22 protein-coding genes and 2 tRNA genes are annotated in these 19,104 nt (G+C 63.7%); 22 read left to right on the top strand and 2 right to left on the bottom strand.

All coding sequences use genetic code 11. The annotated features are described in order from the left end of the window. The first annotated feature begins 2 nt into the window (after window positions 1-2). From AC2FM5_RS15245 to AC2FM5_RS15225, 5 genes are all read left to right on the top strand, one after another. A complete protein-coding gene (locus AC2FM5_RS15245) occupies window positions 3-3,131 on the top strand; it encodes a reductive dehalogenase (RefSeq protein WP_496736603.1) in 3,129 nt (1,042 codons plus the stop codon). Between the two features lie 126 nt (window positions 3,132-3,257). Beyond that, window positions 3,258-4,124 carry an FAD binding domain-containing protein gene (locus AC2FM5_RS15240; protein WP_170453053.1) on the top strand — a complete coding sequence of 289 codons (867 nt, stop codon included), beginning with the start codon at window positions 3,258-3,260 and terminating at the stop codon, window positions 4,122-4,124. Next, window positions 4,121-4,600: a (2Fe-2S)-binding protein gene (locus AC2FM5_RS15235; RefSeq protein WP_170366720.1), complete on the top strand. Its 480-nt coding sequence runs from the start codon at window positions 4,121-4,123 to the stop codon at window positions 4,598-4,600. The genes AC2FM5_RS15240 and AC2FM5_RS15235 overlap by 4 nt, the downstream gene beginning before the upstream one ends. Beyond that, complete coding sequence (locus AC2FM5_RS15230; protein WP_496736600.1) at window positions 4,600-6,855, top strand: xanthine dehydrogenase family protein molybdopterin-binding subunit; 2,256 nt, start codon at window positions 4,600-4,602, stop codon at window positions 6,853-6,855. The genes AC2FM5_RS15235 and AC2FM5_RS15230 overlap by 1 nt, the downstream gene beginning before the upstream one ends. Beyond that, on the top strand, window positions 6,848-7,093 hold the full coding sequence (locus AC2FM5_RS15225) for a MoaD/ThiS family protein (protein WP_496736598.1): 246 nt from the start codon (window positions 6,848-6,850) through the stop codon (window positions 7,091-7,093). Before AC2FM5_RS15230 ends, AC2FM5_RS15225 begins: the two co-directional genes overlap by 8 nt. Before the next feature lie 274 nt (window positions 7,094-7,367). Here the strand turns inward: AC2FM5_RS15225 and AC2FM5_RS15220 are convergent. After that, window positions 7,368-7,442 (bottom strand) — tRNA-Thr (locus AC2FM5_RS15220). Between the two features lie 83 nt (window positions 7,443-7,525). Here AC2FM5_RS15220 and AC2FM5_RS15215 point away from each other — a divergent pair. The 10 genes from AC2FM5_RS15215 to AC2FM5_RS15170 all read left to right on the top strand — a co-directional run bounded on the left by AC2FM5_RS15215 (window position 7,526) and on the right by AC2FM5_RS15170 (window position 14,244). Beyond that, complete coding sequence (locus tag AC2FM5_RS15215) at window positions 7,526-7,681, top strand: hypothetical protein (RefSeq protein WP_170337448.1); 156 nt, start codon at window positions 7,526-7,528, stop codon at window positions 7,679-7,681. 6 nt (window positions 7,682-7,687) lie between these two features. After that, window positions 7,688-8,953 carry a UDP-N-acetylglucosamine 1-carboxyvinyltransferase gene (gene murA / locus AC2FM5_RS15210; RefSeq protein WP_170358054.1) on the top strand — a complete coding sequence of 422 codons (1,266 nt, stop codon included), beginning with the start codon at window positions 7,688-7,690 and terminating at the stop codon, window positions 8,951-8,953. Next, window positions 8,953-9,429, top strand: a complete 477-nt coding sequence (locus tag AC2FM5_RS15205) for a DUF2948 family protein (RefSeq protein ID WP_496736595.1) — start codon at window positions 8,953-8,955, stop codon at window positions 9,427-9,429. The genes murA and AC2FM5_RS15205 overlap by 1 nt, the downstream gene beginning before the upstream one ends. Before the next feature lies 1 nt (window position 9,430). Next, the gene (locus tag AC2FM5_RS15200; protein WP_496736593.1) at window positions 9,431-9,952 is read left to right on the top strand and encodes a GNAT family N-acetyltransferase; all 522 of its coding nucleotides are present in this window, start codon (window positions 9,431-9,433) and stop codon (window positions 9,950-9,952) included. A gap of 58 nt (window positions 9,953-10,010) precedes the next feature. After that, on the top strand, window positions 10,011-11,312 hold the full coding sequence (gene hisD / locus AC2FM5_RS15195; protein WP_496736591.1) for a histidinol dehydrogenase: 1,302 nt from the start codon (window positions 10,011-10,013) through the stop codon (window positions 11,310-11,312). A gap of 128 nt (window positions 11,313-11,440) precedes the next feature. Then, window positions 11,441-12,238: a glycosyltransferase family 32 protein gene (locus AC2FM5_RS15190; protein WP_170337708.1), complete on the top strand. Its 798-nt coding sequence runs from the start codon at window positions 11,441-11,443 to the stop codon at window positions 12,236-12,238. Between the two features lie 83 nt (window positions 12,239-12,321). Further along, window positions 12,322-12,801, top strand: a complete 480-nt coding sequence (locus AC2FM5_RS15185) for a UPF0262 family protein (RefSeq protein ID WP_093962859.1) — start codon at window positions 12,322-12,324, stop codon at window positions 12,799-12,801. A 3-nt stretch (window positions 12,802-12,804) separates the two neighbouring features. Further along, the gene (locus AC2FM5_RS15180) at window positions 12,805-13,263 is read left to right on the top strand and encodes an arsenate-mycothiol transferase ArsC (RefSeq protein WP_170358064.1); all 459 of its coding nucleotides are present in this window, start codon (window positions 12,805-12,807) and stop codon (window positions 13,261-13,263) included. Next, the gene (locus AC2FM5_RS15175) at window positions 13,260-13,658 is read left to right on the top strand and encodes a ketosteroid isomerase-related protein (RefSeq protein WP_170522542.1); all 399 of its coding nucleotides are present in this window, start codon (window positions 13,260-13,262) and stop codon (window positions 13,656-13,658) included. The genes AC2FM5_RS15180 and AC2FM5_RS15175 overlap by 4 nt, the downstream gene beginning before the upstream one ends. Further along, complete coding sequence (locus AC2FM5_RS15170) at window positions 13,651-14,244, top strand: GNAT family N-acetyltransferase (protein WP_170522545.1); 594 nt, start codon at window positions 13,651-13,653, stop codon at window positions 14,242-14,244. Before AC2FM5_RS15175 ends, AC2FM5_RS15170 begins: the two co-directional genes overlap by 8 nt. 55 nt (window positions 14,245-14,299) lie before the next feature. Here the strand turns inward: AC2FM5_RS15170 and AC2FM5_RS15165 are convergent, their stop codons facing one another. Then, window positions 14,300-15,475, bottom strand: a complete 1,176-nt coding sequence (locus tag AC2FM5_RS15165; RefSeq protein ID WP_496736587.1) for a S41 family peptidase — start codon at window positions 15,473-15,475, stop codon at window positions 14,300-14,302. Between the two features lie 195 nt (window positions 15,476-15,670). Between AC2FM5_RS15165 and AC2FM5_RS15160 the strand changes: the two genes are divergently transcribed. The 7 genes from AC2FM5_RS15160 (at window position 15,671) to AC2FM5_RS15130 (ending at window position 19,098) form a co-directional block, all read left to right on the top strand. Continuing rightward, window positions 15,671-16,546, top strand: coding sequence for a carbon-nitrogen hydrolase family protein (locus AC2FM5_RS15160; protein WP_496736585.1), 876 nt, complete (start codon window positions 15,671-15,673; stop codon window positions 16,544-16,546). A gap of 87 nt (window positions 16,547-16,633) precedes the next feature. Next, the gene (gene infA, locus AC2FM5_RS15155; protein ID WP_005978431.1) at window positions 16,634-16,852 is read left to right on the top strand and encodes a translation initiation factor IF-1; all 219 of its coding nucleotides are present in this window, start codon (window positions 16,634-16,636) and stop codon (window positions 16,850-16,852) included. Between the two features lie 11 nt (window positions 16,853-16,863). Next, window positions 16,864-17,442 carry a Maf family protein gene (locus tag AC2FM5_RS15150; protein ID WP_170337458.1) on the top strand — a complete coding sequence of 193 codons (579 nt, stop codon included), beginning with the start codon at window positions 16,864-16,866 and terminating at the stop codon, window positions 17,440-17,442. Beyond that, window positions 17,439-18,461, top strand: coding sequence for a ribonuclease E/G (locus AC2FM5_RS15145; protein WP_496736583.1), 1,023 nt, complete (start codon window positions 17,439-17,441; stop codon window positions 18,459-18,461). The genes AC2FM5_RS15150 and AC2FM5_RS15145 overlap by 4 nt, the downstream gene beginning before the upstream one ends. Then, on the top strand, window positions 18,458-18,640 hold the full coding sequence (locus AC2FM5_RS15140; RefSeq protein ID WP_170337460.1) for a DNA gyrase inhibitor YacG: 183 nt from the start codon (window positions 18,458-18,460) through the stop codon (window positions 18,638-18,640). Before AC2FM5_RS15145 ends, AC2FM5_RS15140 begins: the two co-directional genes overlap by 4 nt. Window positions 18,641-18,719: 79 nt before the next feature. Then, a tRNA-Phe gene (locus AC2FM5_RS15135) sits at window positions 18,720-18,794 on the top strand. Window positions 18,795-18,855: 61 nt separating this feature from the next. Continuing rightward, window positions 18,856-19,098, top strand: a complete 243-nt coding sequence (locus tag AC2FM5_RS15130) for a DUF6538 domain-containing protein (protein WP_496736581.1) — start codon at window positions 18,856-18,858, stop codon at window positions 19,096-19,098. Window positions 19,099-19,104: the final 6 nt, after the last annotated feature.

Genomic DNA, 19,104 nt, shown 5'->3' with positions numbered 1-19,104 from the left:
CGCTGCCCGATCTGTCGGCGCTGGCGCCCATGCCGGTGCTGAGTTTCGACCGCCCCGAAAAGCCCCACAGCATCGTCAACGCAATGGGCGAGTTTCAGGCGATGCTGGACACCATCCGCGATGGTTTCGTCAATCCGGCCCGGGCCGAGATGCCTCACGATCCGGCTGAACGCGCCAACCACCTGAAGGCATTCGGCTATTTCAACGATGCATCGATGATGGGCTGCGGGCCTCTGCCGCCGCAGGCGCTGCTGGACCAGCCCCGGCGCAACCCTGATATCGACCGGTTGGCCCATGCGCTGCAGACCCGGCAGACGAAGACCCTGGCCTCGGGGATCGACGTGATCATGGCCGACCTGCGCGACAGCGTCGCGGCCCAGCCGGGGCCGATCACCGCCCATCGCCATGCCATCGTGTTCCTGTACGAACATCATCGCGACCCCGATCCGGCCGAGCCCGGCGCCGAGTGGATCCTGGATGCGCAGGACCACCGCGCCTGCCTGCTGGCCACCGAAAACGCGGTGGTGATCGCCAATTACATCCGGCTTTTGGGGTATGACGCGCGGGCGCATTCGGTGATGTCCTCGGACGTGGACCTGCCGCGCCTTGCCGCCGCAGCCGGGCTGGTCTGGGCCGAGGATGGCACCGCCGTGGCCCCTTGGCTGGGGCGCCGGTTCGGGCTGGCCGCCGTGACCACCGAGATGGAAATCGCCCATGATCGACCGCTGGCCCCGCGCGACCGGCAGCCGTGGTTCCGCACCCAAGGCCCCGCGTGGTGGCTGGGCGCGGGTTTTGCCAAAAGCGCGCTGAACCGCGACCCTTTCGCCCGCCGCCGCTATGTCGATGGCGCGCACCCGTTCGAGACGCTCAAACGCGTGGACAGCCCGACCACCTATATCGACGAAGCGAACGTGGCCCGCGTGCCCAAACGCGCCGACATGTTTGCGCGGGCGCAGTTCGGCGACATGGGCAAACCGCTGCAGGACGCGGCGAAGGGTGGGCACTACGTCCGAAAATCCGCGCCCAGCTTTGCCCAACGGCGCGCGCTGGGGGCCTTCGTCCTGCTGCAGGACGGCGACAGCGCCGAGGTCGCCAGCCCCACCGATGCCGAGCGCAACGCGGCGAACATCAAGGCGGCCAGCTATTTCCTGAGCGTCGATGCCGTGGGCCTCTGCCGCTGCCCCGAATGGGCGTGGTATTCCCACGACGCTACCGGCGAGGAAATCGTGCCGCCCCACGATCAGGCCGTTAGCATGATCATCGACCAGGGTTATGAGACGATGGAGGGCGCATCCGGCGATGACTGGATCAGCGTCGCCCAGTCGATGCGCGCCTATCTGCGGTTCTCGCTGCTGGGTGGGGTATTGGCCCGTCAGATCCGCAATCTGGGCTACAAGGCCAAGGCGCATACGGTGATGGATGGCGAAGTGCTGCAGCCGCCGCTGCTGTTGCTGTCGGGGCTGGGCGAGGTCAGCCGCATCGGCGAGGTCATTCTGAACCCGTTCCTGGGCCCGCGCCTGAAATCGGGTGTGGTGACCACCGACATGCCCATGACCCACGACAAGCCCATCGACTTTGGCCTGCAGCGGTTCTGCGAAAGCTGCAACAAATGTGCTCGCGAATGCCCCTCGGGGGCGATCACCGCCGGGCCCAAGCTGATGTTCAACGGCTACGAGATCTGGAAATCCGACAGCCAGAAATGCGCCACCTACCGGATCACCACGCCCGGCGGGGCGATGTGCGGGCGCTGCATGAAGACCTGCCCCTGGAACCTGGAAGGGCTGTTCGCCGAACGCCCCTTCCGCTGGGCTGCGATGACCATTCCCGCCGCTGCGCCCGCGCTGGCGAAACTGGACGATGCGCTGGGCAATGGCGGGCTGAACGACACCAAGAAATGGTGGTGGGATCTGGAACTGCAGCCCGACGGCGCCTATCGGCCCACAGCGCACCCGCTGAACCGGCGCGATCTGCAAAAGGATCTTGACCTGAAATACGAGGATCAGACGCTGGCCGTCTATCCCGCCCCCATTGCGCCGCATCCCTGGCCCTATCCCTTTGCGATGGACCGCGAAGCCGGGATTGCCGCCTATCAGGCGATGGTCACCGCCGAGGAGTACAAGGCGCGTCTGGCCGCCGGAGACCTGTCGGTGGTTCATCGCTACACGATCTCCGGCGACGCCCCGGTCATGCGGGTCGAGGTGACCAAGGTCGAGAAGATGACGCCGGATGTCAGCAAATACGAATTCTCGGCCCCGGACGGTGCGCCCTTGCCGGATTGGACGGCCGGCGCGCATCTGGACGTGTTGGTGGCGCCGGAATTTCTGCGGCAATACTCGATGTCCGGGGACCCGGCCGACCGCATGACCTATCAGATCGGGGTCCTGCGCGAGGATCAGGGCCGCGGCGGATCGGCCCTGCTGCACCGGATCTTCACGCCGGGCCGCAAGGTGTTCGTGTCAAAGCCGATCAATCATTTCCAACTGGACGAGACCGCCTCCCGCACTCTGCTGATGGGCGGCGGCATCGGCATCACCCCGATGATCGCCTTCGCGCATCGCCTGAACGCGCTGGGCCGCGATTTCGATCTGCATTATTCCGTCCCCTCACGGGAAAAGGCCGGGTATCTGGCCGATCTGGCCGCCGCGCCCTGGGCGGATCGCGTGCATCTGCATGTCTCGGACGAGGGCACCCGCGCCGACCTAGACACGATCCTGGCGGGCTATCGCGACGGCTGGCATGTCTATACCTGCGGCCCGGACCGCTACATGGAGGCGGTGATGCAGGCTGCCGAATGTCAGGGCTGGCCCGAGGAGGCCCGGCATCTGGAGTATTTCTCGGTGCCCGAGCAGCCCGATTTTGAAAACCACCCGTTCACCTTGCGGCTGGCACGGTCAGGGCGTGACCTCGAGGTGCCCGTCGACAAAGACGCGGCGCAGGTGCTGAACGAGGCCGGCATCCATGTCGACGTGAAATGCGCCGACGGCATCTGCGGCGTCTGCAAATGCGGGCTGATTGCGGGCGAGGTCGAGCATCGCGATTTCGTCCTGTCGCGCAATCAGCGGGAATCGGCACTGATTCTGTGCCAGAGCCGCGCGGCCGAGCCGGGCGGGGTGGTCGAGATCGACCTCTGACCCCGGTCGGAAAGCGACATTTTCAGGCGAAAAAATAGGTCGCGCGGGCCATGGACGCCGCCGCGCGGCTGCTCTAACGTCGCCCCAAACCCAGTGAACCCTGACCAACAGGCGCGAGGTACAATCATGCAATATCACCGCCCCGCCAGCTTTGCCGAAGCTTCGGATCTGGCTGCCCATGCTACGGGCATCACGCGGTTTCTGGCCGGCGGCACCGACGTTCTGGTGCAACTGCGGTCCGAGATCGTGACCCCCGACACCCTGATCGACATCAAGGCCATCGACGGGGTGCGCGACATCACCCGCCACGCCGACGGCAGCTGGACGCTGGGCGTGGCCGTCACCGGCGCCGAGATGAGCGAACATCCCCAACTGGGCCGCGAGTGGCCCGGTGTGGTCGAGGCGATGGACCTGATCGGTTCGACCCAGGTTCAGGGCCGTGCCACGCTGACGGGCAACTTGTGCAACGGCTCGCCCGCAGCCGACTCGGTTCCGGCCATGGTGGCCGCAGGGGTTACGGCGACGGTGACCGGCCCTGCGGGCGATCGGGTCGTGGCGGTCGAGGACATCCCGACCGGCCCCGGCAAGACCTCGCTGGCGCAGGGCGAACTGATCTCGGCTCTGCACATCCCGGCGCGGGGCGCGAGTGGCGGCGACGCCTATCTGCGCTTCATTCCGCGCACCGAGATGGACATCGCCGTGGTCGGCGTGGGCGTGAACCTGCGCGTCGATGGTGACACGATCACCGAGGCCCGCGTTGCGCTGGGGGCCGTGGCGCCCACCGTCCTGCTGGTCGAAGACTGCACCCGGGCGCTTATCGGCACCACGCTGGACGATGCCGCGCTGGCGGCGCTGGCCGCCGCCGCCTCGGCGGCCTGCAAACCCATCGACGATAAGCGCGGCACGATCGAATTTCGAACCGAAGTGGCCGGCGTTCTGGCAAAACGCGCCGCGAAAATCGCCTATGCCCGCGCCAAGGGAGAGACCGCATGACCAAGCATCACGTCACCACCACCGTCAACGGCGACACGGTCGAATACCTGTGCGACGCGCGCGAAACCCTACTGGACTGTCTGCGCGACAAGCTGAACCTGACCGGCGCCAAGGAAGGCTGCGGCACCGGCGATTGCGGCGCCTGCTCGGTCACGCTGGACGGGCGGCTCGTCTGTTCCTGCCTGGTGCTGGGGGTTGAGGCCGAGGGCAAGCAGATCGAAACCATCGAAGGCATGGCCCGGGACGAAACCCTGCACCCCTTGCAGCGCAAGTTCATCGACCATGCCGCGCTGCAATGCGGGGTCTGCACACCGGGCGTTCTGGTCGCCGCCAAGGCGCTGCTGGAAAAGAACCCCGACCCGACCGAGGAAGAGGCCCGCTATTGGCTGGCCGGCAACCTGTGCCGCTGCACGGGTTATGACAAGATCATCCGCGCCGTTCTGGAGACGGCCGCCGAGCTGCGGGAGGCTTCGTAATGGCACTCGACGATCGCAAGTCGCGTTTCACCTTCGTGGGCACCCGCCCGAACCGTCCCGACGGGTTGGACAAGGTCACCGGCCGCGCCCGGTTCGGGGCTGACGTGACCGCGCCGGGCATGCTGTTCGGCGCCATCCTGCGCTCGCCCTACGCCCATGCGCGGATCGTCCGGATCGACACCTCGAAGGCCGAGGCGCATCGGGACGTGAAAGCCGTGGTCACCCGCGCCGATTTCGCCGATGTCCCGTTCAAGCCCGGGCTCGAGGGCGAGTTCTGGAACGTTCTGGAAAACGTCATGGCCGGGGAAAAGGCGCTCTATGACGGGCACGCGGTGGCGGCGGTTGCGGCCAGCTCGGCGCTGGCGGCGCGGGATGCGCTCAAGCTGATCGAGGTCGAATACGAGGTGCTGCCTCATGTCACCGACGTGGACAAGGCGATGGCGCCCGACGCTCCGGTGATCCGCGAGGGCGCGGCCGACTATTCGGTGCCCGAGGGGATGCACCCCAACGTCGTGCGCTATCACGAAAGCGGGCATGGCGATGTCGAGGCGGGTTTTGCCGAGGCCGATCTGGTGATCGAGGATCACTTCGTCACCGAGGCCACCCACCAGGGCTATATCGAACCGCACGCCTGCCTTGCCTCGCTGGGCGCTGACGGCAAGGGCGAGCTATGGTGCTGCACCCAGGGCCACTGGATCGTGCAGAAAACCTGCGCGGCATTGCTGGGGATCGAAACCGCGCAGCTGCGCGTGACCGCATCGGAAATCGGCGGCGGGTTCGGCGGCAAGACCACCGTGTTCATCGAACCGGTGGCGCTGGCGCTGTCGCGCAAGGCCAACCGTCCGGTCAAGATCGTGATGTCCCGGTCCGAGGTTCTGCGGGCCACTGGGCCGACGGCCTCGGCCTCGATGGACGTCAAGATCGGCATGAAGAAAGACGGCACCATCACCGCCGCCCAGGGCGTGTTCCGCCTGCAAGGCGGTGCCTTTCCGGGCGCGCCGGGCGACATGACCGCGATGTGCGCCTTTGCGCCCTACAACCTGACCAACGTGCGGCAGGTGGGGTATGACGTCATGTCCAACCGCCCGAAACAGGCCGCCTATCGCGCGCCCGGCGCGCCGATGGGGGCGTTTGCGGTAGAATCGGTCATTGACGAGCTGTGCAAGAAACTGGTCCTCGACCCGATCGAGGTTCGCCTGAAGAACGCCGCGCGCGAGGGCACCAAGGCCAGCTATGGCCCCACCTATGACCGGATCGGCCTGGTCGAGACGCTCGAGGCCGCCAAGGGCCACCCGCATTATTCCGCGCCGCTGAAGCCGGGGCAGGGGCGGGGCGTCGCCTGCGGGTTCTGGTTCAACCACGGGGGCGAGACCTCAGTGTCGCTGGCCCTGTCCGAGGACGGCTCGGCGCAGCTGATGGTCGGCACGCCCGATATCGGCGGCTCGCGCGCGTCGATGGCGCTGATGGCGGCCGAGGTGCTGGGCATCCCATACGAGAACATCCGCGTGACCATCGCCGACACCGCCACGCTGGGTTACAACGACGTCAGCCACGGCTCGCGCGTGACCTATGCCAGCGGTCTGGCCACGATCAAGGCGGCGCAGCACGCGGTCGAGAAACTGTGCGAACGCGCGGCGGCCAAATGGGGCATCCCCGTGGACGCGGTGAAATGGGAAAACGGCTGCGCGGTGCCGTCCGGCCCCAACGCGGGCGATTTCGACCCGCTGCCGCTGGCCGAGATCACCGCCGACATGGGGCGCACAGGTGGGCCGATCTCGGGCCATTTCGAGGCGACCCCCGAAGGCGCCGGCGTGTCCTTCGGCACCCATATCGTCGATGCCGAGGTCGATCCCGAAACCGGCAAGACCTCGATCACCCGCTACACGGTCATCCAGGACGCAGGCAAGGCGATCCACCCGGCTTATGTCGAGGGCCAGTTCCAGGGCGGCGCGGCGCAGGGCATCGGCTGGGCGCTGAACGAGGAATACATCTACGGCGAGGATGGCCGGCTGCAGAATCCGGTGTTCCTCGACTACCGTATACCTGTGGCCAGCGACCTGCCGATGATCGACACGGTGATCGTCGAGGTGCCCAACCCGGGCCACCCGTTCGGCGTGCGTGGCGTGGGTGAAACCGGCATCGTGCCGCCATTGGCAGCCATCGCGAACGCGGTCTCGAACGCGGCGGGCGTGCGGATGCGACAACTGCCGATGTCGCCGCCGCGCATTCTGGCCGCCCTCAAGGGCAATGGTTGAGGTCCATCTCTGGTCCGGCCTCCGGTTTCTGACCGGGGGCCAGGAAGTGGTGCAGGTTCAGGCTGCGACAACCGGCGAGCTGCTGCGCGAACTGGTGCGCCTTCATCCGCAACTGCAGGCGCCGATCGACGCGGGCGTGTCCGTTGCCGTCAATGGCCGGATCATTGCAGCGGGTCTGTCCGAACCCATTCCCGAAGGTGCCGAAGTCTATCTGATGCAGAGGTTGCGGGGCGGGTAGCCCCGTGAAATCGGCGGGGGAGGACCGGAAGCCCCGGTCTTGAATTCGGCGCTTCGGCCTCACCCCTGGTCCTACCGAAGTACCCCCTCGTTAAAAAAACACCATCAAACGGATCGGCAGGATTGATCCGCTATGTATTGCAATATTGGCATTAGTATTGCGGGAAGGTGTCAGATGTGTGTGATTTCCGGCCATGCGTGGTTGACGTTGGGGAAGTTGCGCCTGCAAAGATATCGAGGCGTCGTGCAGCGGAATCCGGGTAAAAACTGGAAGATGGTGCTGCTGGAGAGAATTGAACTCTCGACCTCTCCCTTACCAAGGGAGTGCTCTACCTCTGAGCTACAGCAGCGCTGTGGGCGGGTGATTAGACTCAAACGAAACGGGGCGCAAGGGTCTCTGGACGGTTTTTTTCGCCTCCTGTAGAGAAAGATCATGGCAGAGAAAAAATCACCCAAAAAACACGGACAATCCGGATCCGCGCGCGAAGATCGGCTCAAGGCTGCCCTCAAGGCAAACCTGGCGCGGCGCAAGGCGCAGGCCAAGGCGCGCAGCGCACAGGATGACCGGCCGGGACAGCACAAGGACTAAGAGCAGATGGATTCGATTCTGGTAACGGGCAACGGGCCGCTTCACGGCCAAATTCCGATCGCGGGGGCCAAGAATGCCTGTCTGACGCTGATGCCGGCCACGTTGCTCAGCGAAGATCCGCTGACGCTGACCAACGCGCCGCGTCTGAGTGACATCAAGACCATGACCGCGCTGCTGCAGTCGCTGGGGGCCGAGGTGTCGGCCCTGCAGGACGGGCAGGTTCTGGCGATGTCCAGCCATGATCTGACCAGTCACACGGCCGATTACGAGATCGTGCGCAAAATGCGGGCCTCGAACCTTGTTCTGGGGCCGCTATTGGCGCGTTTCGGGCAGGCCGTGGTGTCGCTGCCGGGCGGCTGTGCCATCGGGGCGCGGCCGATGGACCTGCATGTCGAGGGGCTGGAAGCACTGGGTGCCGAAATCGAGTTGAAGGACGGCTACCTGCACGCCAAGGCGCCAGGTGGATTGAAGGGCGCGGTGCATGAAATGCGCTTTGCCTCTGTGGGTGCCACCGAGAACATCGTCATGGCCGCGACGCTGGCCAAGGGCACCACGGTTCTGAAAAACGCCGCACGCGAGCCCGAGATCGTGGATCTGGTTCAATGCCTGCGCAGCATGGGCGCGCAGATTGACGGCGAGGGCACCTCGACCATTGAGATCCAGGGTGTCGACCGCCTGCACGGGGCCACGCACCAGGTGGTCACCGATCGGATCGAGCTGGGTACCTACATGCTGGCCCCCGCCGTTTGCGGCGGTGAGGTCGAACTGCTGGGCGGCCGCCTGTCACTGGTCGAATCCTTCGTCGAGAAGCTGACGGCCGCCGGGGTGGATGTCGCCGAGACGAAACAGGGTCTGAAGGTCTCTCGCAAGAATGGCCGGGTGCGCGCCGTGGACGTGGTGACCGAGCCGTTCCCGGGCTTTCCTACCGATCTGCAGGCGCAAATGATGGCGCTGATGTGCACGGCCGAGGGAACCTCGGTGCTGGAGGAGCGGATTTTCGAGAACCGCTTCATGCACGCCCCTGAACTGGTGCGCATGGGCGCGCAGATCGAGGTGCATGGCGGCACCGCGACGGTGACCGGGGTCGAGCGTCTTAAGGGTGCGCCAGTCATGGCCACCGATCTGCGGGCCTCGGTCTCGCTGATCCTGGCCGGGTTGGCGGCCGAGGGCGAAACAACCGTCAGCCGGGTCTATCATCTGGACCGCGGATATGAGCATGTGGTCCGCAAGCTGGAAGGCGTGGGCGCGAAAATAGAACGGATCAAGGGCTGATGGCAGACGCAACATTCGAAGACGGGCGCGAGGCGCCGCTGAACCTTGGCGCACTGGATGCCGAGGACCTCAAGGTGATCGCAACGCTGACGCAGGATGCGGTTTTTCCGGTCAGCGAAATGACCTGGCAACCAACCCGCCGACGCTTTGCCTTGCTGCTCAACCGGTTCCGGTGGGAGGACAAGGAAGCAGCCGAGCGCCGTGGTCGGGAATTCGAGCGGGTGCAGTCGCTGCTGGTATTCGACTCGGTCCTGTCGGTGTCCAGCCAAGGGGTTAATCGATCCGACAAGGACCTGATCCTCTCGGTTCTTGATATCGAGTTCCACCCTTCGGATGATGGCACGGGCGAGGTGCTGCTTGTGCTGGCCGGGGATGGCGCGATCCGTTTGACGGTGGAAGCGGTTGAGGCAACGCTCAAGGATGTGACCCGCCCCTATCGTGCGCCTTCGGGCAAGGCGCCTCGGCACCCGGACTGACATGCAGAACAAGCGTGGCATTTCGCAGGCGCTGTCTCCGGGGCAGGCCGGCGTGTCGCTGCGCCGGGCCACCGTGTTCGACGTGTTCGGGTTGAGTCAGGTTCTGGTCCGCTCCATCACCCGACTGTGTGAGGCCGACCACGGAAATCGACCAGACAAGATCGCGGCATGGACTGCCAACAAGGACCCGCAGACCGTTCGCAACTGGATCACGTCGGGCGCCCAGATCTGGCTGGCCGAGCGGAACGGGCATGTGGCCGCCGTCGGTGGGCTGCGCGCACCGGCCGAGATTTCGCTGCTTTATGTCGATCCGGGCCACGCAGGGCAGGGGGTCGGTGCCGCGTTGCTGTCCCGGCTCGAGGCCGAACTGGCCACATCAGGGGCCCCCGTGGCCCATTTGATGTCCACCCGGACCGCGTTGGGCTTCTATCGCCGGTATGGCTGGGTCGCTGCAGGGGAGCCCGCGGACTGGAACGGTATGCCCCAATTCCCCCTGCGCAAATCGCTGCACCCCCCGGGCTGAGGGTTGAGGCCCGCCCCGGCGGGCGATAAGACCCGTTCAAACGCCCCGGAGTACGCAAATGCCCGTTTTCCTCGACACGACATCCGCCGATTTCGAAACCGGTTTCCAAGCCCTTCTGTCCGCCAAACGCGAAGACAGCCCCGATGTCGACGCCGTCGTGGCGCAGATCATCGCCGACGTGCGGTCGCGCGGCGATGCTGCGGTGATCGAGTTGACGGCGAAATTCGACCGGTTGCAGCTGACGCCGGACACGCTGGCCTTCAGCGCCGACGAGGTGACGCAGGCCATCGCGACCGTCAGCGACGATGACCGCGCGGCGCTGGAACTGGCCGCCGCGCGCATCCGCGCCTATCACGAGCGCCAGATGCCGCAGGATCAGGAATGGACCGACGAGGCGGGCGCCACGCTGGGCTGGCGCTGGTCGGCGGTCTCTGCCGCGGGGCTTTACGTTCCCGGCGGGCTGGCTTCCTATCCGTCCTCGGTGCTGATGAATGCCATTCCCGCCAAGGTGGCCGGGGTCGAGCGGCTGGCCATCGTGGTGCCCACGCCGGACGGGCAGGTCAACCCGCTGGTGCTGCTGGCCGCGCGCCTGTCGGGCGTCGACGAGATCTATCGTATCGGCGGCGCGCAGGCGATTGCGGCGCTGGCCTATGGCACGGAAACCATCGCGCCGGTGGACAAGATCACCGGGCCCGGCAACGCCTTCGTGGCGGCGGCCAAACGGCGGGTGTTCGGCAAGGTGGGCATCGATATGATCGCCGGCCCCTCCGAAATTCTGGTGATCGCGGACAAGGACAACGACCCCGACTGGATCGCGCTGGACCTGCTCAGCCAGGCCGAGCATGACGAAAGCGCCCAGTCGATCCTGATCACTGACAACGCCGCTTTCGGCTGCGCGGTGGCCGAGGCGGTGGAAAAACGGCTGGAGACGCTCGAACGACGCGCGATCGCCGGGGCGAGCTGGCGCGACTATGGTGCGGTAATCACCGTGCGCGACCTGGACGAGGCCGCCGCGCTGTCTAACCGCATCGCTCCGGAACACCTGGAACTGTGCGTGGCCGATCCGGTGGCGCTGAGCCGCAAGACCATCCACGCCGGCGCTATTTTCCTGGGTCAGTATACGCCAGAGGCCATCGGCGACTATGTCGGCGGACCGAACCATGTTCTGCCCACCGCACGCTCGGCCCGGTTTTCGTCGGGGCTCAGCGTGATGGATTTCCTCAAACGCACCACGCTCAGCCACATGACCCCCGAGGCTCTGCGCGCCATCGGCCCGGCGGCCGAGCAACTGGCGCGGTCGGAAAGCCTGGAGGCGCACGGGCTATCCGTGGGTGCTCGGCTCAAGCGGCTGAACGGTTGACCTTGGCATCATGGCGGCGGGGTCACATCCGGCTTGGGACTGCCGCGGCGCGTGCAAAACCACTTGCGGTGGTCGTCTGACCCGTGCGTTTTAACCGGTGACGTCTTAGGACAAACCCGGAGCCGAATTTGGAACGTGTCGCAACCCTCTGGATCGGGGAGCGCTTCAGCTTTCTGGAGCATCTGTGCCTGAAATCCTTTGCGGATTTGGATCAGAAGCCGATCGTCTATCACTATGGCGATCTGCAGGACATTCCGGGCTATGTCGAGGCCCGCGATGCGCGCGAAGTATTCGACGCGCCCGAAATCTACCGCGATCCGATCACGCGGTCGGTCGCAGTACATGCGGACCTGTTCCGCCTGAAGCTTCTTCAACAAACCGATCAGATATGGGTGGATGCGGATGCCTATGCCCTGCGGCCGTTTCAAACTGAACAAGGGTACCTGTTTCCGCTCGGAAACCGGAAGACCCGGCGCATGATGAATGGAGTGCTGGCCTTTCCCAGCGACAGCCCCGCCTTGGCCGAAATGTGCGATTTTGCCTTTAACAGTGATCTGGTTCCACCCTGGTGGCCTGAAGAGCAGCAGCGCGCCTATCTGAAAATCTTTGGCAGATCGACCTATTGGAGCCTGCCACTGTTCAGTCTGGGCCCGCCGATGTTGTATCATTTCGTCTACAAAGGGACGGAACGGCAGATGGCTGTTGAGCGCACTGAAATCTACGCCATACCGCCGCGACATCGTGCGCTTTGGAACGACCCTGACCTTTCGAAGCTGGATTTCTTGAACTGGCGTGCCAAAACCTCGATCCATTTCTACGGCTCGTGGTTTCGCAGAATCTTCAAAGATCGCGATATCAATCCCGGTTCGCTTGTTGACACCTTGCTGCGCAAGCACGGGATCGACCCCAACGAGTACCCCATCTGACCTTGCGTCCGGCCCGTTTCCCGCGTTGTCCCGCGGGCATAGGTGCGCTAGGTCTGGCCTGACCTGAACGGAAGTCAATGACCATGACCCGCATTTCGCATATCGAACTGGACGATCGAAACCTGCCACCGCCCACGCCCGAGATCGAGCAGGAGCGCAAGGTTGCGATCTATGACCTGCTCGAGGAAAACTCGTTTGCCCTGCCCAAACGTGACGACCGGCTGGTGCCCGACGGCCCCTATCATGTGCAACTGTCGATCCGCGACAAGCGGCTGGTGTTCGACGTCACCACCGAAGACAGTCAGAAAGCCGCCGAGTTCCACCTGTCACTGGGTCCGTTCCGGCAGGTGGTCAAGGACTACTTCCAGATCTGCGAAAGCTATTTCGATGCGGTCAAGACCCTGCCGCCCAGCCAGATCGAAACCATCGATATGGCCCGGCGCGGCATCCATAACGAAGGCAGCCGGGTTCTGCAGGAACGGCTCGAGGGCAAGGCCGAGATCGACACAGACACCGCCCGCCGCCTGTTCACGCTGATCTGCGTGCTTCATTTCGGAGGCTGACGGGTGAAGCCTCTGCCGCATTCGGTCCTGTTCTGCTGCGACCACAACGCGGTGCGCTCGCCCATGGCCGAAGGCATCATGAAGAAATTCTACGGCACGGGCACATATGTGCAGTCGGCCGGGGTACACAACGACCTGGAAATCGACGGGTTCAGCATCGCCGTCTGCCAGGAGATCGACGTGGAACTGTCACGCCACCGGTCGCGGTCGTTCGACGAGATGCAGGAATGGGGGGATGACCTGGGATCATTCGACCTGATCGTGGCCCTGTCGCCTGCCAGCCAGCGCAAGGCGCTGGAGCTGACGCGGGTTTTTCACCTCGATGTCGATTATTGGCCAATAATGGACCCTACCGGACTGGGCGAGACGCGCGAGGAAAAGCTACACCACTACCGTCAGACCCGCGATCAGATCATAAAACACCTGAAGGATCGCTGGGGGGAACCTACGGAGATCGCATGACCCAGACCATCCAAGCCTATTTCGACGCCTTCAACGCCGGGGACGTGGCCGGCATGCTGGCCTGCCTGTCCGATGACGTGGCCCATCACGTGAACGAAGGCCGGATCCGCGTCGGCAAAGAGAAATTCGCCGAATTCTGCGCGCATATGAACCGCTGCTATCGCGAAAACCTGACCGACATGGTGATCTTCGAGGCCCAGGGCGGCACCCGCGCCGCCGCCGAATACATCGTTAACGGCACCTATCTGGAAACCGATGCCGGCCTGCCCGCGGCCTCGGGCCAGTCCTACCGCCTGCCCGCCGGGTCGTTCTTTGACCTCAAGGACGGCAAGATCACCCGCGTGACCACCTATTACAACCTGGCTGACTGGGTGAAACAGGTGTCGGGTGGCTGAGGTCACGCAGGTCCGCGCGCTGACGGGGCCGGCGCTCGAGGCGGCTCTGGACGACGTGGCGCGCCTGCGCATTTCGGTGTTCCGCGACTGGCCCTATCTCTATGACGGCGATCTAGGCTACGAGCGCAGATACCTGCAATCCTATCGCGACAGCGACCGGGCGATCGTGGTCGGCGCCTTTGACGGCGACCGACTGGTCGGGGCCGCGACCGGCGCGCCGCTGGCCGACCATGCCGAGGATTTCGCCGCCGCTTTCGATGGCACCGGACTGGACCTGTCGCAGATCTTCTACTGCGCCGAATCCGTTCTGCTGCCCGACTATCGGGGGCAGGGCGTCGGACATGCGTTCTTTGATCTACGCGAAGACCATGCCCGTGCCTTGGGCTTTGCCAAATGCGCCTTTTGCGGCGTGCAGCGTCCGGGCGACCACCCGATGCGGCCGGCCGACTATCGGCCGCTCGACCCGTTCTGGCGCGCGCGGGGCTATGCGCCCCTGCCCGGCGTGATCGCCCGATTTTCGTGGAAGGACCTGGGCGAGGACTCGGAAACCCTCAAACCGTTGCAGTTCTGGATCAGGGATTTGTGAACCCGCCGCAACGCGTTGTGTGTGCCCGCTGGCACGCGCGCCGACAGCCGTTCGTCTAGCCGCGAAAATCTTCGAGGATCCGTCGATAGAACGCTCCTCGTGCTCCAGCGCCCAATGGTCCTGCGACACATTCCCGATCCAGGTTCAATTCTCCCACGGGCACGATTTGCCGCGCGATTTCGGGCGGTGTCGTTTCGTCAGACGTTCCCGTCCTCCAATCGTGAAATGCGGAGGAGTATCGAACGACCGCTCCACTCGCTGGCAAGTCAAGCAACCCACCCTCGGCAAAGAACGTCAGTCCGTCTCCCATTTCTTCCCCGATGAGTGTGAGCCTGTCACCCAAGCGATGCTTGAGGATGGCGACAAACACGATCGCGGCGGAGAACGTGAATTTATCGACAAGTACGACGACCCGCTGACTTGCGCTTTGCGCGATTGCGTCGATCAAAGGCATCGTCAGAAGAAAATCACCGCCGGTGTTTCCGCGAACGTCAATAAAGAGTGTTTTGTCAGAGCAAGCGCGCACGCGATCCGCTGCCTCGGATATGGCTTTGCGCAGCGCATCTTTGCCTGGGTCAAAGAAGCTCGGCAGTTGAATTGAAAGCCCAAGTGCCTGCCAATCCTCAATCTCCACAAAGCTCTCGGGTTCCCATGCTGGATCGGCTTTGCCGTGCTCGTTTCTCGGGTAGAGCGTCGACGCAGGAACGGTGTTTCCATTTGCTACTTTCAGATTGGTTGTCTGCCCGTTTTCGTCCTGCACGTGATACTCGGTCATACCGTCGTCGGACGAAAATCCCAGCCGTTCCAACGCGTGCGGCCAAGCCAGGATAATCGGACCGATGACCCGCTTCCTCTGGCGCGTTCCCGCCAGAAATTTGTCCGCCGCGGCCTCGATTTCGCTTACAGCTGCGCCATTGACTGCCAGCAGCTTGCCTTGTGGGGCGATCACCCTTGATGCCGACCCAAGGACTTGGACGGAACGCCCCACGCTCACGAACCGCAGAGGCAACACCGAGATTGCATCATTCGGGATCAGCCTTGTGTGCCCGTTGTCGGGAAGTGCCAGAAGGCGCATCGCCGACAGCAGAAATGCTTCGACCGAGCCCTCAAGTGCGTATCGCCGACTGTCGCTGACACAGCTGTCTATCGCCGCCCTTTCGATCCGCCGAAAGCTGGGGTCGTTTGGCAGGACAGTCTCCAGAATGAGCTCCAGGTCATCGATCAGCGACATGGGTCACAGTGCGCATGGACGATCGGCAATGTCCAGATTGGGTGCGGGTCCGGCGCTCTCCCGGCCCGGACCCTTGCTTTGAAAGGCTAAGCATCGAACCAAAAGTTTCTGTTGGAGCGCACAGCCCGATTGGCCTGTACACCGGGCAACAACGGCTATTTACTTCTTCGCAAGAACAACACTGGAACCCGCATCATGAAAATCGCCACCGCCGCCTACAATCTCGACTGGCTGGACAGTTGGGCGCAGTACGAAGACAAGCTGGACGCTTGGGTTTCGCAGGCCGCTGGGCAGGGGGCTGAACTGCTGGTGTTTCCCGAGTACGGCGCGATGGAGCTTTCGACGCTGGCCGGGGCCGAGGTTGCGGGGGATCTCGAACGCTCGATCCAGGCGGTATTCGAGCGGATGGAAGATGTACAAATCCTGCATCGGCGCCTCTCGGCCGCATACAATGTGTACATTCTGGGTGCGTCCGCCCCGGTTCAGGCCGGCCCAGTTCGCCCGGTGAACCGCGCCGAATTCTACGCCCCCTCAGGCGCGCAGGATCATCAGGACAAGCAGATCATGACCCGGTTCGAGCGCGAAGATTGGGACATCGCACCGGGCGGACCGATAAAGATCTTCGAGACGGCGCTGGGTCGGATCGGCGTTCTGATATGCTATGACAGCGAGTTTCCCCTGCTGGGCCGTGCCCTGTCAGAGGCCGACGTGATTCTTGTGCCGTCCTGCACCGAGGCCCTGTCGGGCTATTGGCGGGTCCGTATCGGCGCGATGGCGCGTGCATTGGAGAATCAATGCGTTACGGTGATGGCTTCGCTGGTGGGTAACAATGAATGGTCCCAGTCCGTGGACGCAAACACTGGGACCGGAGGCGTTTTCGGCCCGCCGGACAAGGGCTTTCCACAAACCGGCGTGCTGTCGGAAGGCGTGCTCAACCAGCCCGGCTGGACCTACGCAGACGTCGATCTGTCGGCGATCGCCGAAGTTCGGGCGGATGGCCATGTCCTGAACCGATCCCACTGGACCGAGCAGACGCCCCGAGTCGAATCGGTCACAATGTCGCGTCTTTAAGTGATTCCACCCTTGAAATAAGGCCGAAATAGGCTCATTTAAGCGCCACCTGCGGATTCTGCAGGGCAACGCAAAGATGGAGACAACATGGCCAAGGAAGATACGCTCGAATTTCCCGGTGTCGTGAAGGAACTCCTGCCTAATGCGACGTTTCGGGTCGAGCTGGAAAACGGCCATGAGATCATCGCACATACGGCAGGCAAGATGCGCAAAAACCGCATCCGTGTTCTGGCCGGCGACAAGGTTCAGGTCGAGATGACCCCCTATGATCTGACCAAGGGTCGGATCAACTACCGCTTCAAGTAACGCCTGCCGCAATGGCGTTCATTCTAGGATCGGGCAGCCCCAGACGGCTGGACCTGCTGGCTCAGCTTGGCGTGCAGCCCGACGCCATTTCTGCCCCTGACATTGACGAAGACCCCCAAAGGGGCGAGCTTCCGCTGCCGTATTGCGCGCGCATTGCCCGCGAGAAGGTGCATGCCGTGAAGGCGGCCCCGGACGATATCGTCCTGTGCGCCGACACGACGGTTGCGCTGGGTCGACGCATATTGGGCAAGCCCGAGGGTGCGGGACAGGCAGCCGAATTTCTGCATGCCCTTTCAGGACGTCGCCACCGTGTGATCACCTCGGTCGCGGTGCGTCGCGGCGATCGGATGTTGCAGCGTGACGTGGTCAGCCAGGTTAAGGTCAAGCGACTTTCGGACGTGGAAATCAACGCCTATCTCGCTACCGGCGATTGGCAGGGCAAAGCCGGTGCCTATGCCATCCAAGGGCCCGCGGGCGCCTTCATTCCGTGGATCTCGGGCTCGTTCACCGGTATCGTCGGGCTGCCTTTGTCTGAAACCGCAGGACTGTTGCAAGGCATCGGTTACCCCCTGTATCGCGAGGCATCATGAAAGGTCGAACGATCATTCTGGATCACATTCAAGGCCGCGAAGCCGCGGCCCTGATGGTGGATGGCAAACTGGATGATTTCCTGATCTCTGCCGATGCGCCCGCCCCCGGAACCATCTACCGGGCCCGGGCCGAGCGGGCGATCAAGGGGCAGGGCGGGATGTTCCTGACAACGCCGGATGGTCCGGCTTTCCTTCGGCAGGTCAAAGGGTTGGCGCAGGGTGAGATGCTGTTGGTGCAGGTCACGGGTTATGCCGAACCGGGCAAAGCCCTGCCAGTGACGAACCGCATCCTGTTCAAAAGCCGCTATGCCATCGTCACGCCGGACGCGCCCGGGCTGAACATCTCCCGCTCGATCCGCGATGACGAGGAGCGCGACCGGCTGCTGGTGATTGCCCATGAGCAGATGGACGGCAGCCCCTTCGGTCTGATCCTGCGCTCCGGTTGCTGGGGCGCGGATGCCGATGAAATTGCCGAAGACATCGCCGCCATGCGGGCGCTGGCCGAGCAGGTCGTGAACGACACCGGAGACGCACCGGAAACGCTGTCCGAGGGCGACGGACCGCATGTTCTCGCCTGGCGCGAATGGGTGGAGCCGGCCGAGGTCTCGACCCAGGCGGGCGGGTTTGCGGACCATGGCGTGCTCGAGGCGCTGGACGCCGCACGTGGCGCATCCCATCCTTTGGCGGGTGGGGCGCATATGTATATCGAACCCACCCGGGCGTTGGTGGCCGTGGATGTGAACACTGGTTCGGATGGCTCGCTGGCTGCGGGAACAAAGGCCAATTTCGCCTGCGCCAAGGAACTGCCGCGCGCCCTGCGCGTGCGCGGGCTGGGCGGGCAGATCACGCTCGACCTTGCGCCGATGCCCAAAAAAGACCGGCGCGGATTCGAATCCGCACTCCGCGCTGCCTTCAGGGCTGACAGCGAAGAAACGATCCTCGCCGGCTGGACGCCGCTGGGGCATTTCGAATTGCAGCGAAAACGCGGCCGTATCCCATTGTCGGAGGTCCTGAGCTGAGCTGCCCGATCTGCGGAGAAGATACGGTCAAACAGTTTCGTCCGTTTTGCTCGAAACGCTGCGCCGATATCGATCTGGCCAAGTGGCTGAACGGCTCCTATGCGGTTCCGTCGCAGCGCGAGGATGACCTTGATGATGAGATTCAGGATGCTGTCGAAATCAAGGATCGCCCGCACTGAAAAAATCTGAAAAAGCCTCTGGACACCGCGTTTGGCAAGTCATAGAAGGCCTGCACCCAACGGCAAACGCCGTTCCCGTGCCCGGGTAGCTCAGGGGTAGAGCAGTGGATTGAAAATCCTCGTGTCGGTGGTTCGATTCCGCCCCCGGGCACCACTCCCATCGCCAACCCATTGATATCCCTCAGTTTACTGTGGAAACTTTTTGGGCGTAGGACATGGCGAAGGACATTTCGGTACCCTTTTCATACACCAAAGATGGCATTTACTACTTCGAGCGTAGAGTCCCCAGAGACCTTCAGAAGCACTACTCAGCGTCCAAGATCGCCTATTCATTAAGGACTCGGTCTTCGTCGGTATGCACCCTGGCTCGATGTATCCGCCAAAGGACAGGCGCCAAGGCTGATCACTCCGCTCCCCTGTCCGATGGATGGGAAGTTTTGGCTTCAGAATGCCCGTGATAACCT

The sequence above is a fragment of the Ruegeria sp. BHSA162 genome (assembly GCF_059613385.1).
This window is presented reverse-complemented; position numbering and strand designations above follow the sequence as displayed.